A 13,985-nucleotide genomic window follows, 5' to 3' on the forward strand; every position below is an offset into this window, starting at 1 on the left:
AACGCATAGCCATTGAACGCATCCTCCGACAGCTCCAACCAAGGCAAAGCCGACAACGTCGGCTCGTTCCGTACCCGCTTACCCGTGGATCTCTGCAAACGCGGCGAATTGCGCGTGGAGCGATTCCTGGACGCAGCCACCGAGGTGTTCACTGAAAACGGTTACCAGCATGCGCGACTAAGCGAAATCGTCGCCCGCGCCGGCGGCTCCCTTGCCACCCTGTACCGCGTATTCGGCGACAAGGAAGGCCTGGCGCACGCCATCATCCAGCGCAGACTGGAGGATCTGAGCGCACGCCTGGAGGACCTGAACCTGTCCGGCCTGCCCCCGGAACAGGCCCTGCGCCAGGCGGCCGAACGCATCGCCGAGGGCATGGCCACCGCCGAATCGGTAGTGATACACCGTATCGTTATCGGCGAAGGCCAGTCCTTCCCGGACATGCGCGACTGGTTCTTCGATCACGCCGTGGCCGCGGTACGCGGCAGCCTGAGGGAATACTTCGAACAGGAAGTCGCTGCCGGACGCCTGAAATTGGCGTCGCCCACCATGGCCTCCAGCCAGTTCTTCATGATGCTGTTCGGCGACCTGGTGATTCGCGTTTCCAGCGGCAACCTGAAGCAGCCGGATCCTCAGGAACTGCGGGCCTATGCGCAGGCGGCGGTCGACCTGTTCCTGCACGGCGCCCTGCCCCGCTGACCGATCCTTTGCGCCACGGCGCCGCTCACGCGACGCGAATCTTCCGCGATGCATGCTTCGGCCTACCGTAGCGGCGCGCGTGATGCATGGATCTCAAGAGCGGCTATCCGTACTGGGCGATCAAGAATGGATTGATGCACGCATTCCCTCCGTTGCGGGCGGATCTGCGATGCGAAGTGGCCGTCATCGGCGGCGGCATTACCGGCGCGTTGATCGCCGACGAACTGGCCGGACACGGCCATGAGATTGCACTGATCGAGCAACGCGACGCGGGCTGGGGAAGTTCCTCCGCCAGCACCGCCCTGCTGCAGTACGAGATAGACATCCACATGATCGATCTGGCCAAGCGGTACGGCGAAGCCGATGCGCTACTGGCCTACGGCAAGTGTGCAGAAGCCATCGGGATGCTGCAGGACAAGGCGCGCGACATCCGCGATGTGGATTTCGCCTGCGCGGACAGCCTGTACTACGCCAGCAAACGCCGCCATGCCGGCGTATTGCGCGATGAATTCGCGATGCGCCTGCGCCACGGCTTCCAAGTGGAGTTGCTGCAGCACGACGACCTGCGCGAACGCTACGGTATCGGCGCACCGGTAGCGATACTGAGCCACCAGGCCGCGCGCATCGATCCTTACCGCATGGCTTATCGCTTGTTGGCGCGCTTGCAGGAACGCGGCAGCGCCATTTTCGATCGCACCGGAATCGAAAGCATCCAGGCCACTTCGCGCAGCGTCGCTTTGCGGACGACGGAGGGCCATACGATCCGGGCCGGCCATGCAGTGCTGGCGGCAGGTTATGCCAGCCAACACTGGCTGAAGAAAAAAGTGGCGCAGAACCGCAGCAGCTACGCCTTCATCACCGACCCGATCGACGACCAGGCGCTCGGGCCGCTCAAAACGACCATGCTGTGGGAATCGGCTCGCCCTTATCTGTACATGCGCAGCACGGGCGACGGGCGCTTGCTGGTAGGCGGAGAGGACGACAGCGTGGATATCCCGGCCAAGCGCGATGCGCGGGTCGAAAAGAAGGCGCGCACGCTGGGTAAGAAAGTGGCCGGCCTGTTTCCGCATCTGCCGCTTGCGCCCGCATTCGCATGGGCGGGAACTTTCGCCGAAACCGAAGACGGACTGCCTTTCTTCGGCGTGCATCCGCAACTGGGGCCGCGCGTGCACTTCGCCATGGCCTACGGCGGCAATGGAATTTCCTACAGCATGCTGGGCGCCGGGTTGTTGCGGGCGTCGATTGAGAAGCGCAGGCATCCGTTGAGCGAGTTGTTCGGATTCGGCCGGCTTGAACGCTGAAGAAGTTTGGGGCCATTACGCGCATACGACGAAGGCCCAGTCTTTCCGGGTTTTATCCCGGATCGGCTGAGCCTTCTAGTCGGAGTCGGGCTTGGTCTTGTCGATTTCCGCCTTTCTCCAACGGCTGCGACTGTATTCCGACCGACGTTATCGGTACGTCAAAAACAATCGCCGTTTGTCGGCACATCTTCTTGCATATTCAAGGCCACCAGCCGCGCCCGGTCATGGCATAGCGATCGGCGGCGCGTTCGAAGGGATTACGCACGCTGACGCCGCCGCACAGCAGATAAAGAGGCAGAAATAAAGGACCCAGGACCATGTACTGGTAGACATGCGCACGTTCGTGGTCGCCAATCTTGATGCGCGGGTGGTCGCAGCGGCCGGCGCGATGCTCGTAGGTCAGGCATTCCGAATCCAGCGTGTCGCCGGTATGCAGGATGGTGTTGCCGAAGGTGATCGCCCCGCCCGGCCCCCACGGCCAACGATGGAAGACCAGCGCGAAATCCCGGCGGCTGAACTGAACGCTGGCGCCGAAAAGCAGGCCCACGCTTCCGCCGATCAGCCCGATCAGGGTGTTGGGCAGCGTCCACAGGATTCCAAGTACGCGCAACGTGGCCGAAGCGACCTTCCCCATCGGGGTTCAGTCTGCTTCCTGCGGCATCAGCAGCCACAGGATCAGGTACACCAAAATGCCGGGAAACGCGGCCGAAGCGATCGACACGATCACGAATACCGCACGCAGCAAAGTGGAGCTCCAGCCGAAACGATGCGCAATGCCGCCCATCACCCCGGCCAGCATGCGGTCGTTGAGCGAACGGGCGAAAGGTTTTGCCTGGTCAGCCATTGCGATCTCCGGGAGTCGGCATTGCGAAAGTCTAGCGCGTCAGCGCGCAGGTGCGGCCTTGTGGCGCAGTTTCTGCAACTGTCCACCGAACCAGGCCGAAGCATCCTGCTCCTTGCCCTGGCATTTCACCCGATACGAGCGCCCGCTCACGCTGCTTTCGCTGGCGGCACGCTGGATGAACTGTTCGGCGGTATCGACCCTGTCCTTCTTCAGCAGGTAGTCGTATTTGCGCTGCAGGTGGGCACGCGCCTCGGCCGCGCCGTACCAGCTGCCGTTGCGCTGGAACTGGCAGCCGGAATGCGACAGCGCATCCATCAGCTGTCCGATTTCCTTTTTTGCGGCCGGCGATGGTGCGGCCAAGGTCAAAGTGGAGGCCAGCAAGAGCGCGCAGATCAATAGTGCTTTCTGAAACATCATTTTCGTCCGTGTGAGAACCGTAGGAGCGACGTAAGTCGCGACTTACGTCGCTCCTACAAGTGTCCCCTCAGCGTGCACGCTTGGCCAGCCATTCGTGGATGGCGGTGGGCACTTCGCGCTGGGCACGGCTGGAAACATAGATGCCTATATGGCCGCCTTTGAAACTCAACTCGGTGTAGTCGTTCGTGCCCGCAAGCTTCTGCAGCGCGCGCGACGCATCCGGCGGCACCAGATGATCCTGTTCGGCGAAAACATTGAGGATGGGCATGTCCACATAGCCCAGGTCCACCGGCTCGCCGTCGATTTCGATGCCGCCGTTGACGAAGCCGTTGCCCTGGTAGAACTGCTTGATGAACTGGCGGAAGGCCTCGCCCGCCAGATCGGGCGAATCGAAGATCCATTTTTCCATGCGCAGGAAATCCTCGACCGCGTGCTTGTCGTCCAGGATGTCGATGAGGCCCACGTATTTCTGCAGGTGCAGGCGGAACGGCTTCAACATCAGATAGCTGGAATTCATCAGATCCGCAGGCACGTTGCCCAGCGTATCGACGAACAGGTCCACGTCCATGTTCTGCGTCCAGTTGGACAGCATGTTGTCCGGCGTATGGAAATCCACCGGCGTCACCATGGTGATCAGGTTCTTGACTTTCTCCGGGTGCAACGAGGCGTAGCACAGCGAAAACGCCCCGCCCTGGCAGATGCCGAGCAGGTTGACCGCATCCAGCCCGAAGCTGCGGCGCAGATGGTCGACCGCGCCGTCGATGAAACGGTTGATGTAGTCGTCCAGCATCAGGAAGCGGTCGGAGCGGTCCGGGTAGCCCCAGTCGATGATGTAGACGTCCTCGCCGCGCGCCAGCAATCCCTTCACCAACGAGCGGTCGGACTGCAGATCGACCATGTAAGGGCGGTTGACCAGCGCGTAGGCGATCAGCAACGGCACCCTGGCGGTCGGCGCCTGTTCGCCGACGAAGCGGTACAGCACCACCTTGCCGTCGCGCCAGACTTCCTGTTTTTGGGTTGCGCCGTACTGGACGTCATCGACTTCCGGCAAGGTGCGCAATCCCGCGGCAAGCTTCTGCTGCAGGGCCATGGCCTCCTGCGCCAGCGCAGCGGGCGTGAAATTCAACGGTCCGTTCATTTGCGCGCCTTCTGTTTGCCGGCGCCCTTCTGCTTGCCGGCAGCGGGCCCCTCAGGAGTATTGACGGCCGCATAGCGCGCGACCCAATCCTTCATCGATACCACCCGGCCATTTCCGGACGAAACCGGAACGGCTTTGGCGGCCGCTTTGGTAGCAGCTGGCTGCTTGGCGGGCGCGCGCTTGGCGGCGGCAACCTTGCGGCTGGACGCGGCTGCCTTCTTCGCGGCGACTTTTTTGGGAACCTTCTTTTCAGGCGCCTTCTTCTCGGGTGCCTTCTGCTCGACAGTGGCGGGCTTGGCCGCCAGCTTGCGCGCGGCCTTTTTGCGCGGCGCGGTCCGTTTGCTCGCCGGCTTGCGCACCGGTTGCGGCTTGCGCGCGACCGTCTTGGATGCCGTGCGGCGCGACTTGGCTTTGGCAGGAGCGGCGGCGACGGGCTCGGGCGCAGATACAGGCGCCCGAGGCGCGGGAGCCGCCCTGCGCTCGGCGGCGGGGCGCGCGCTGGCCGAAGCGGCGCGGCGCAAGGCGCGTTCCAGATCGGCGATCTTGCGGTGCGCCGAATCGATCTCGGTCCGGGTCGGCATGCCGAACAAACCGGTCAAGTGCTCCACTTCAAGCTGGATGGCCGCGCGCAGGCGCATCTGCGCATTGGTCAGCGCGCCATAGACTTCGCGGAATTCGGCCGACAAGGCGATTTCAGCATAGGCCTGCTCGGCCGAATCGATCCACAGGTCGAACAGTGCGCGCGCGCTGGTGAGCTGACGGCCCGGCTCTTCGTGGGCGGTGAGCTTGTCTTCGAACACATCGAAGGCGCGCTGCGCGCACTTCATCATCAGCGCATTGAATGCGTCGGTCTGGTGCTGATAGTCCTGCTGCGCCAGCTGCAGCGCCTGCCAGCGCTCCTGGTGTTCGCGGTACTGGCCGAAGGCCGGCAATTGCTGCCAGCGCTGGCTCTGCTGCTGGAACCCTTCGAGATAGGGTTTGACCTGGTCCAGCCACTCGTCCAACCCATGGGCGCCCTGCCCGCGCATGGCCTTGAACATGTCTGGGAAAGGGTTGTCCGCGTTGGCGCCCATCGCGCGGCGCCAGGCCTGGCCGATCTCGGAGGCGCTGTTGTCCTGGCCGGCGAATTGTGCCGCCACCTGCTGCATCTGCCCGAACCACTGGCTGGCCTGCTGGTTGAAGCGCGCGACCGCGTCGTTGGCCTGACCGGGCCCGCCGGGCATCAATTGCGCCCACCAGTCCACTGCCTGCTGCCATTGGTTGGCCGGCTGTGCGGGAACCGCGGCGCCCAGGCCGCCCTGCCGCATCGCCTGACCCCAGGCGCTCCAGTACTGCCGCGCCATCGCCTCGAAATCGCCCGCGTTGCCGGACCCGCCATTGAAACCATTGCCGAACATTTCCAACCCTCCCAGGCTACTTTCCGATCATAGCAATCGGCGGTTTCCTACCGGTTATTTCTGAACGTCGCCGCCCTCAAAACGAACTGATTTGGCATGAATCCATGCACTGACCCAGGCTGGCTCCGGCCTTCCCTCACCCGCCTTCGGCACCCTCTCAGCCTTGCACACCCTGCAGGTGCCATGAACGGGAGAAGGGCGCTTCGTTTATTTTCAGGGTTTCGGAATGCGCAGCGTCTTGCTGATCATCAGCGACCCGGACACCGCGAACACCAGCACCAGCGGATGCAGCAGCCATGGCCCCAGCCGGAACGAGCCGAACCACACCGATTCCCCCAGGTTGCCGCTGGCCGCGGCAACGGCAAGCAGGACCACCAGCAGCAGGCTGGTGGGAATGGGCGTGCCCTCGAAGTACTTCACTTTGTCGTCTTCCCCGGACAGCTGTTCGGCGGTGACGTTGTAGCGCGCCAGGCGACTGACCCCGCAGCACACGAAGTAACTCAACACCACCCAGTCCCAACCGCCCTGCAGCCCGCAGGCATAGGCCAGCGCTGCCGGGGCGACGCCGAAGGAAATCACATCGGCCAGCGAATCCAGTTCGCGGCCCAGGGTGGACGAGGACTTGCGCCAGCGCGCTATGCGTCCATCCAACGCATCGAAAATGAAGGCCAGCGGGATCAGCGCCATGCCGATCAGCAGGTCGCGCACCTGGCCTTCGTGCAGATAGCGCATGGATGCGAACACCGCGCCGGTGCCGCAGAAGGCATTGGCCAGGGTGAACCAGTCGGCCAGGTGGAAGTCGCGCAGCATGGAAAAATGGCGGGGCATCTCGTTCCTTCATCCATCGATGACGACAAGACTGCCAAAACCGGTGTTAAGACCGCAAGGCGGCAGCAAAGGCAGGGAGCGGCGTCGTTGGGAGCGGCGTCCCGCCGCGAGCTCTTAAGCCGCCAGGAAACCTCCGAACAGTTCGGATGACAGACTGGAATGGCGCTTCACTGGCGCAAGTTCACAAGCTCGCGGCGGGACGCCGCTCCCACGTTCTGTGGCGGTCAGGGCTGCGCTGGAATCGCGAATTGCCCCGCCTCTACCGCTCCAGCCCCGCGCGGCTTCGCTTCAATGACCGCATCCGAGAGGCGCCCGCCCTTGCCATCCAGCTGCGCGGACACCTGGTCCAGCGCGGCGTACACGTACGGAAGCACCGGCACGTAGCGCGCTCCGTAGACAGGCAAGGCGAGGAAGCCATCGAAATGCTGCGCATGCCTGACCTGCCAGTAGCTGACCTCGCGACCGGCTGTCTTGGCTGCGGCCACATAAGGCGCGCTGCTGAAGGCGGGCGGCACCAGTCCGTCGTCCAGGCCATGCACCACCACTACCGGCAGACCTTTGCGCGGCATCGCTGCCTGCGTTTGCGCCACTCCGCTGGCCAATGCCGTGTCGGCGCCGGCATCCAGCAGCCCGCGCAGGCACTGCAATCCGGGCAAGGTGAAATCAGGCGCCGCCAGTTTGCTGTCGATGATCCCCACCCCCGCTCCAGGAGGAATGCCGGTGCCGTCGGCGAACCAGGCGTTGCGTTCGGCTTCGGTGGAGGCGCGTGGCGAGAAATCGGCATTCTGCGCGGCGAACGAATAGCCGCAGGGGTGCGCGCCGACGCTGGCGCGCGCATAGGCCGAGGCATAAGTCACGGCCACCGCGCGCCACAGATCGAAGCCGACGCTCAGCGCGCCAGCGGTCAACGCCTCATCGGTCCAGCCATGGGCGCGCAACTTTTCGTAAGCGTTCTTGGCCTGCGCCTGCGTATCGGCGCCGTCGATCAGTCCGGCGCTTTTCAATGCGGCGCAACGTGCGGTCCACAGCGGTTCGGCCTGCGCGCGCAACGGCGGTTGCGGCAGCGAATCGGCAGGCAGCCGCAACAGCGCGCAGGGCATCAACAGAGCCGCTTCGGTGGTGTAGTCGTACAACGTGCGGCTGCCGGACCCGGGCACGTACACATTCGGTTCGCCGGCGACCACCGCATCCAGCCAGTTCTCATCGGCGCCGTCGCCTGCCGGTTCGGCCGCACGCAGCACTGCGCCGCCGCCATTGGAAATGCCGACCGCGATGATGCGCGTGTTGCCGAAGGTGAAAGGGCCTGCCTGCGGGAAGGCGCGATCCAGCGACGCGAGTGCGAATTCGGCGGCCTGCTTCACATGCCGGCCCCAATCGGCTTCCGGGTTGTCGCCGGAATGCGCATGCTTGAAGGCCACCCCGGAGGCCCCGGCCGCAACCTCCGGCCGGAACGCCAAGGTATCGCCATCGCCGCCGCGCGTTCCATCCAGCCGCACGCCGGTGCGCGTTTCCAGGTCGTAGTAGTCGGTGCCGGCGCCCTTGTCGGTGTAGGCCACCGCGCAACCCTTCGGCAATGCCCACGCACCTGCCACGGCAATGGCCCCGTATATGCCGCGCGAGCCGGACGAAGCGGTCACCACCACGCAGCGCTTGTTCAGGTCGAAGGCATCGGGCACCTGCGTCAGCACGCGGTGCGGCTGGCGTGCGCCAGGCACGGTGGCGAAAGCGGAGAATTCGCGTCCCGGCACGCTGACCACGCTGCCGTAGACCTCGCCATAGCCGCCGGTCGGCGAAAGGTCGGCGATGCCGCGCCAGTTGTTCCAGATGGCGCGGCGACGCAGTTCCTCGGCGGCCGGGTGGGCAGCGTCCGCGAACGCCGGCGGCGTCATCGCGCGCAACCCGGCTATTCCCAGCCCTGCGGTCAGCAGATCGTCGTTGCCGCGATGCGCGGTTTCCCGCTGAGGTTGGATCATCGCCGACGCCTCCTTGGCGCCACGGGAATGGGTGGTGCTGCAAGACGCGCCGATCAGGCAGGCCAGCAGCGCGGCAGCTGCGCGCAAAGACGGATTCCGGTTCATACGCCCAAGCTACCCCGCCCTGCCACCGGAGTCATCGTACTTTGGTACCACGCTTCGGGTACCTCTATGCTGGTAGGGTCTGACCACCCCACCCGCGCCGTGCGCGTCGCCCCGGAACATCCCGCCCACATGCCCAAGCTGCTGATCGCCGACGACCACCCGCTGTTCCGCGCGGCGCTGCGCGGCGCCGCCGCCGATGCGGTGGCGCAGCTTTCGGTACTGGAGGCCGAGACGCTGGACGGAGTGCTGGTTGCGCTGGAGGCCAATCCCGACATCGACCTGGTGCTGCTCGACCTGCACATGCCCGGCAACCACGGGCTGGCCGGGCTGGCGGCGATCCGCGCGCAATACCCGGAAGTGGCGGTAGTGGTGGTCTCCGCCAACGACGATCCGCGCGTGGTGCGGCGTGCGCTGGACCATGGCGCCGCCGGCTATCTTCCCAAAAGCGCCGGACTGGACGAACTGCGCGATGCGATCCGCAGCGTGCTGGCCTGCGAGCAATGGCTGCCGTCCTCGCTGCGCGCGACCGTCGCGCGTTCGCAATCCTCGCAACACGACACCGAGCTGGCCGCGCGCCTGGCCAGTCTTTCGCCGCAGCAGTTCCGCGTACTGACCCTGGTGGCCGAAGGCCTGTTGAACAAGCAGATCGCCGACCGCCTGGACGTGCAGGAGCGCACGGTGAAGGCGCACCTGACCGCGATCTTCGACCGCATGGGCGTACGCAACCGCACCCAGGCCGGCGTAGTCTTGCGGGAGCTGGAGCTCAGCGATCCGGCGCGGCAGATGGAAGGCTGAAATGACCGCCATCAACCCCCGTCCCTCCCTGCGCCCCGCCGGTATGGCCGATGCGGCGGAGATCACGCGTCTTTGCGCCGAACTGGGCTACCCGACTTCGCTCGAAGACATGACCGCGCGGCTGGGCGTGGTGCTTTCGGCCGGCGACCGCCAGGTGTTTGTCGTCGAAGACGGCCACAAGCTGCTGGGCTGGATAGGGGTGGAACTGCGCACCAGCCTGGAAACCGGGCGCAAGGCGGAAATAGTCGGCCTGGTGGTGGATGCCGATGCGCGGCGCTCGGGTACCGGCAGGAGACTGGTGTCGGCGGCGGAAAACTGGGTAAGGCAACACGGTCTGGATGCGGTGACGGTGCGTTCCAATACCGTGCGGACCGAATCGCATCCGTTCTACGAAGGGATCGGCTTTGTGCGCCGCAAGAGTCAGCACGTTTACTTCAAGACTTTGGAGTGAGTCGCGGTGTCGGGGGCGTAGCCCCGACCTACGTCACAGCCGCGAAAAAGCCCACGACACCATCTTTCCATCGCGGTACGGCATCACGCCGTGGAAACCGCGCGGATCGTCGTCGAACACCAGCGGCAGGAAATGCCGGTCGCCGTCCCAGAGCGGCAATTGCATGATGTCGGCCACCGGCACCCATTCCAGCGTGCCTTCCGCATTGTCGGCATGGGGCGTGCCGGAATACTCGGTGATCACGAACAGAAAACCCAGCCAGTCTTCCCCGTTCTTGCCGAAACCGGGCCAACTGATGGTGCCGCGCAACGACAGCGCATCGCAGTCGATGCCGGCCTCCTCGTGAATCTCGCGGCGCATGCCGGCCACGACATCCTCATCGCGCTCGATCTTGCCGCCCAGGCCGTTGTATTTGCCCAGATGCTGGTCGTCGGGCCGCGCATTGCGGTGGATCAGCAGCACCTTGGAGCGATCGGGCGACAGCACATAGCCCAGAGTGGCGACGATGGGGGTATAGGGCATGGAGACGGCGCATTGCGAAAGAGGCGCATTGTAAAACGATGTCATGTAGGGCGGGCATTGCCCTCCGGCTCACCGCCGCACGTAGGAGCGACGTGAGTCGCGAAACAGCATTTCCTCTACCGCGATGCAAGAGCCGGCAGGCAGTGCCCGCCCTACGCGACAGCGCTGCTGGCGATCATGCGGTCCAGGACGGATTTCAGCGCCAAAGGACGCACCGGTTTGGCCAGCAGCAGCAGACCGGCTTCGTGCACGGCGGCACGCACGGTTTCGGTCAGGTCCGCACTCAGAATCAAGCACGGCCGCGCTCCGAAACGCTGCGCCAGACGCTGGGTCACCGCCACGCCGGTATCGCCCTGGTCAAGGTGGAAGTCGAACAGCCACAGATCCACTTCCGCTTCGGCCGAACGCTGCATCGCTTCGTCGCCGTCCCTCGCCAGCAGCACGTGGCAACCCCAGCCCGCCAGCACCCGTCGCAATGCCTCCAGGGACGCGGCGTCGTTGTCCAGCGCCAGCACGTGGCGGCCCGTCAGTCCTTGTTTTGCGAAAGTCGTGGAAGCATCCGCGCGCGAAGGCTGCACTCGAGCCAGCGTCACGGCGAACACCGACCCGTGCCCGAAGCGGCTGCGTAATGAAAGCGGAGCCTTCAACAGGTGCGCGATGCGGTCGGCGATGGAAAGCCCCAGCCCGAGTCCCTGCCCGCTCGCGTCGTCGCCGCGCCGGAACTCCTCGAAGATCACCTGCTGGTCGGCCAGTTCGATACCCGGACCGCTGTCGTGCACTTCGATGCGCACATCGCCTGCAACCCGGCGCACGCCGAACAGGATTCCGCCTGTCTGCGTATAGCGGATCGCATTGGCCAGGAAATTCTGCAGAATGCGGCGCAACAGTTGCGGATCGGTGTGAACCCACATGCGCGTGGGCACGTACGAGAAAGACAATCCGCGCTCGCCAGCCAGCGCACGGAACTCCGAAACCAGCGGCTCCAGCACTTCGGCCAAGGGAAAATCGCGCGGTTCCGGCACCAGCCCGCCGGCTTCCAGCCGCGACATGTCCAACAATCCGGTCAGCAGATCGGTGGTGGAATCCAACGCTCCGCGGATCTGCTGCACCGATTCGCGCTGGCTGCTCTCGGGCAGCTGTTGCGAAAGCGCGTCGGTGAACAGGTGCGCGGCATGCAAGGGCTGCAACAGGTCGTGGCCGATGGCGGTAAGGAAGCGGCTTTTGGCATCGTTGGCGTGCTCGGCCTCGCGCTTGGCGGTTTCCAGCAAGGCGGTGCGGTCGATGACGCGCTGTTCCAGGGTTTCGTTGGCCTGCTTCAGGTTGCGCTCGGCCTGGCGCGAGGCGGTGACATCGGTATAGGTGGCGACGAAACCGCCGCCGGGCATCGGATTGCCGCGGATCTCCACGATACTTCCATCCGGGAACACGCGTTCGGTCAGATGCGCGGTGCCGGCGCGCATGAAAGCGATGCGCCGTTGCAATGCGCCCTCGTCCGAGCCGCGATGCGGCATGCGCTGCAAGGCCCAGCGGGTCAGGTCGGCGATGGGCCGGCCCACCTGCAGCAGTTCTTCCGGGAAACCGAACAACTCGACGTAGCGACGATTCCACGCCACCAGCCGCTGCTCCCGGTCGACCACGCTGATGCCCTGGCTCATGTTCTGCAACGCCGCCTCCAGCACCTGCTGGTTGAAGCGCAGATCCTGGGAGACTTCGCCGACGATGGCGGCCACCGCATCCAGTTCCCCGCTTTCGCGCCGCGCCGCATTCAGCAGCAGGCGCGCGGACGCCGAGCCGAGCACTGCGGAGAGTTCGCGCTCCATCCGCGATTCGGTCGATGCGGGCACCGGGCCCTGCGCAGGCGCGTCTTGCAGCAGTTGCTCGACCCGTTCGCGCGCCAGGAATCGCAACCCCGCATCGCGCAGCGCCTGCCGGTCCAGATTGCGGCCGGAGTGATGCGGCGTCTCCCGCCGCCAGGCGGTCGCAAGCAGCGTGGCGGCGATGCCAGCGAACAAGCTGACGCCGACCGCGCGGCCCAGCGGACTCCATCCGGTCAGCCCGAACAATCCTTGCGGCGAAAGCCAGGCCTGCCCGAACGGCCCGGACCGCATCCACGCCGGTTCATCGCCCAACGATGCCGCCACCATCGGCATCAACATCACCCACGCCCATACCGAGAAACCGGCGACGATGCCGATGATGGCCGCGCGCGGCGGCGTTTGCGGGCGCCACACCGCGAATCCCAGCGCCGGCGCCAGCGTGCCCAGTGCAGAGAACGAAACCGCACCGATGTCGGCCAGCGCATCGTTGCCGCTGTTGAAACGGCTGTAGGCCCAGGCCAGCAACATGATCACCAGAATGCCGCCGCGGCGCAGCAGCAACAGATCGCCGCGACGGTCGCCGCCTTTGTCGCGCGACCACGCGCCGCGCAACAGTCCGGGCGCGAACCAGTGGTTGCCGATCATCAGACTCAGCGTCAGCGTGCTGACCACGACCATGCCGGTGGCCGCGCTCAATCCGCCCAGGAACGCGAACAGCGCCACTCCTTCGTGCCCCTGCGAAAACGGCAGCGCCAGCGCATACATGTCCGAAGGCACGCTGTCGCCCAGCAAGGCGGTGCCGGCGCGCGCCAGCGGCAAGGCCGGCAACGCGATCAGGATCAGATACAGGGGGAACTGCCAGCGCGCGGTGCGCACATCGCGGTCATCGCGGCACTCCACCACCCCCACATGGAACTGATGCGGAAGGATGAACATCGCCAGCGCGCCCAGCAACACCAGCGGCGCGAAACCGCCGACAGGTTCCGATGGGACGATCTGCGACGCAGCGGCGGGCATCGCCTTCAACCCGAACCACACGAAGGCGCCCAGCGCCAGCATCGCCACCAGCTTGAACAGCGACTCGAACGCCATCGCCAGCACCAGGCCGCGGTTATGTTCGGCGGCGCTGGCGCGGCGCGTACCGAACAGCATCGCGAACAGGGCCATGGCCAACGCGACGTACAGCGCGCTGTCGCGCCATATCGGCGCCACCGCTGCGGCGTCGCCCGCATCCACGGTCAAGGTGGCGAAACTCATGGCGATGGCCTTGAGCTGCAACGCTATGTAGGGAATTAGGCCCAGCGCCGCGACCAGGGTCACCGTGGCCGCCAACCATGCGTCCTTGCCCAGGCGCGTGGCGATGAGGTCGGCCAGCGAAGTGGCGTTGGACTCGCGCGCCAGCTTCACCAGACGGATCATGAAGGCCACGGCCAGCGCGTAGAACAGGATCGCGCCCAGGAATGTCGGCGGCAGCGGCCAGCCGTAGCGCGCCGCTTGCGTCACCGTGCCGTAGAACGTCCATGAAGTGCAATGCACCGCCAGCGACAGCGAGTACACGTGCCGCCAGTGGCGCGCGAACAACGCGGGATGCCGTTCGCCATACAGCGCTGTACCAAACATCAGGCCCAGCCAGGCCAGGCTGGCCAGCGCCACCACCCAGAAGCTCAGCATGCGTGGGTCCGCTCGAAACGCAATTCCATT

13 protein-coding genes are annotated in these 13,985 nt (G+C 65.3%); 4 read left to right on the plus strand and 9 right to left on the minus strand.

What is annotated here, in order from left to right; all coding sequences use genetic code 11:
- The first annotated feature begins 12 nt into the window (after positions 1-12).
- The gene (locus BLR66_RS04390; protein WP_093280385.1) at positions 13-696 is read left to right on the plus strand and encodes a TetR/AcrR family transcriptional regulator; all 684 of its coding nucleotides are present in this window, start codon (positions 13-15) and stop codon (positions 694-696) included.
- Positions 697-782: 86 nt separating this feature from the next.
- Positions 783-1,997, plus strand: a complete 1,215-nt coding sequence (locus tag BLR66_RS04395; protein WP_093280386.1) for an NAD(P)/FAD-dependent oxidoreductase — start codon at positions 783-785, stop codon at positions 1,995-1,997.
- Between the two features lie 199 nt (positions 1,998-2,196).
- Here BLR66_RS04395 and BLR66_RS04400 read toward each other — a convergent pair whose 3' ends face one another.
- The 7 genes from BLR66_RS04400 to BLR66_RS04430 all read right to left on the minus strand — a co-directional run bounded on the left by BLR66_RS04400 (position 2,197) and on the right by BLR66_RS04430 (position 8,681).
- Positions 2,197-2,631 carry a hypothetical protein gene (locus BLR66_RS04400; protein WP_093280387.1) on the minus strand — a complete coding sequence of 145 codons (435 nt, stop codon included), beginning with the start codon at positions 2,629-2,631 and terminating at the stop codon, positions 2,197-2,199.
- A gap of 6 nt (positions 2,632-2,637) precedes the next feature.
- Positions 2,638-2,841, minus strand: a complete 204-nt coding sequence (locus BLR66_RS04405) for a PspC domain-containing protein (protein WP_093280388.1) — start codon at positions 2,839-2,841, stop codon at positions 2,638-2,640.
- A 39-nt stretch (positions 2,842-2,880) separates the two neighbouring features.
- Positions 2,881-3,255, minus strand: a complete 375-nt coding sequence (locus tag BLR66_RS04410; protein ID WP_093280389.1) for a YfeK family protein — start codon at positions 3,253-3,255, stop codon at positions 2,881-2,883.
- Between the two features lie 70 nt (positions 3,256-3,325).
- Positions 3,326-4,396 (minus strand): class III poly(R)-hydroxyalkanoic acid synthase subunit PhaC, encoded by a 1,071-nt coding sequence (locus tag BLR66_RS04415; protein ID WP_093280390.1) that lies wholly within the window; start codon positions 4,394-4,396, stop codon positions 3,326-3,328.
- On the minus strand, positions 4,393-5,793 hold the full coding sequence (phaE, locus tag BLR66_RS04420) for a class III poly(R)-hydroxyalkanoic acid synthase subunit PhaE (protein WP_093280391.1): 1,401 nt from the start codon (positions 5,791-5,793) through the stop codon (positions 4,393-4,395). Before phaE ends, BLR66_RS04415 begins: the two co-directional genes overlap by 4 nt.
- Before the next feature lie 213 nt (positions 5,794-6,006).
- On the minus strand, positions 6,007-6,621 hold the full coding sequence (gene pssA / locus BLR66_RS04425) for a CDP-diacylglycerol--serine O-phosphatidyltransferase (RefSeq protein ID WP_093280392.1): 615 nt from the start codon (positions 6,619-6,621) through the stop codon (positions 6,007-6,009).
- Between the two features lie 224 nt (positions 6,622-6,845).
- Entirely contained in the window at positions 6,846-8,681 is a 1,836-nt protein-coding gene (locus BLR66_RS04430) for a D-(-)-3-hydroxybutyrate oligomer hydrolase (RefSeq protein ID WP_255402301.1), read from the minus strand.
- A 147-nt stretch (positions 8,682-8,828) separates the two neighbouring features.
- Between BLR66_RS04430 and BLR66_RS04435 the strand changes: the two genes are divergently transcribed.
- Positions 8,829-9,494 (plus strand): response regulator, encoded by a 666-nt coding sequence (locus BLR66_RS04435; protein WP_093280393.1) that lies wholly within the window; start codon positions 8,829-8,831, stop codon positions 9,492-9,494.
- 1 nt (position 9,495) lies between these two features.
- The gene (locus BLR66_RS04440) at positions 9,496-9,945 is read left to right on the plus strand and encodes a GNAT family N-acetyltransferase (protein ID WP_093280394.1); all 450 of its coding nucleotides are present in this window, start codon (positions 9,496-9,498) and stop codon (positions 9,943-9,945) included.
- A 33-nt stretch (positions 9,946-9,978) separates the two neighbouring features.
- On the opposite strand, the gene BLR66_RS04445 is transcribed toward BLR66_RS04440, so the two are convergent.
- Positions 9,979-10,467: an NUDIX hydrolase gene (locus tag BLR66_RS04445; RefSeq protein WP_093280395.1), complete on the minus strand. Its 489-nt coding sequence runs from the start codon at positions 10,465-10,467 to the stop codon at positions 9,979-9,981.
- A 152-nt stretch (positions 10,468-10,619) separates the two neighbouring features.
- Positions 10,620-13,955 (minus strand): hybrid sensor histidine kinase/response regulator, encoded by a 3,336-nt coding sequence (locus tag BLR66_RS04450; protein WP_093280396.1) that lies wholly within the window; start codon positions 13,953-13,955, stop codon positions 10,620-10,622.
- Positions 13,956-13,985: the final 30 nt, after the last annotated feature.

The sequence above is a fragment of the Pseudoxanthomonas sp. CF125 genome (genome assembly GCF_900104085.1).
GTDB lineage: Bacteria > Pseudomonadota > Gammaproteobacteria > Xanthomonadales > Xanthomonadaceae > Pseudoxanthomonas_A.

Excerpts from the sequence above, each read along its gene's own strand:
- BLR66_RS04395 (WP_093280386.1), top strand. The coding sequence starts at position 783 with ATGGATCTCAAGAGCGGCTATCCGTACTGGGCGATCAAGAATGGATTG.
- BLR66_RS04400 (WP_093280387.1), bottom strand. The coding sequence starts at position 2,631 with ATGGGGAAGGTCGCTTCGGCCACGTTGCGCGTACTTGGAATCCTGTGG.
- BLR66_RS04405 (WP_093280388.1), bottom strand. The coding sequence starts at position 2,841 with ATGGCTGACCAGGCAAAACCTTTCGCCCGTTCGCTCAACGACCGCATG.
- BLR66_RS04410 (WP_093280389.1), bottom strand. The coding sequence starts at position 3,255 with ATGTTTCAGAAAGCACTATTGATCTGCGCGCTCTTGCTGGCCTCCACT.
- BLR66_RS04415 (WP_093280390.1), bottom strand. The coding sequence starts at position 4,396 with ATGAACGGACCGTTGAATTTCACGCCCGCTGCGCTGGCGCAGGAGGCC.
- phaE (WP_093280391.1), bottom strand. The coding sequence starts at position 5,793 with ATGTTCGGCAATGGTTTCAATGGCGGGTCCGGCAACGCGGGCGATTTC.
- pssA (WP_093280392.1), bottom strand. The coding sequence starts at position 6,621 with ATGCCCCGCCATTTTTCCATGCTGCGCGACTTCCACCTGGCCGACTGG.
- BLR66_RS04435 (WP_093280393.1), top strand. The coding sequence starts at position 8,829 with ATGCCCAAGCTGCTGATCGCCGACGACCACCCGCTGTTCCGCGCGGCG.
- BLR66_RS04440 (WP_093280394.1), top strand. The coding sequence starts at position 9,496 with ATGACCGCCATCAACCCCCGTCCCTCCCTGCGCCCCGCCGGTATGGCC.
- BLR66_RS04445 (WP_093280395.1), bottom strand. The coding sequence starts at position 10,467 with ATGCCCTATACCCCCATCGTCGCCACTCTGGGCTATGTGCTGTCGCCC.
- BLR66_RS04450 (WP_093280396.1), bottom strand. The coding sequence starts at position 13,955 with ATGCTGAGCTTCTGGGTGGTGGCGCTGGCCAGCCTGGCCTGGCTGGGC.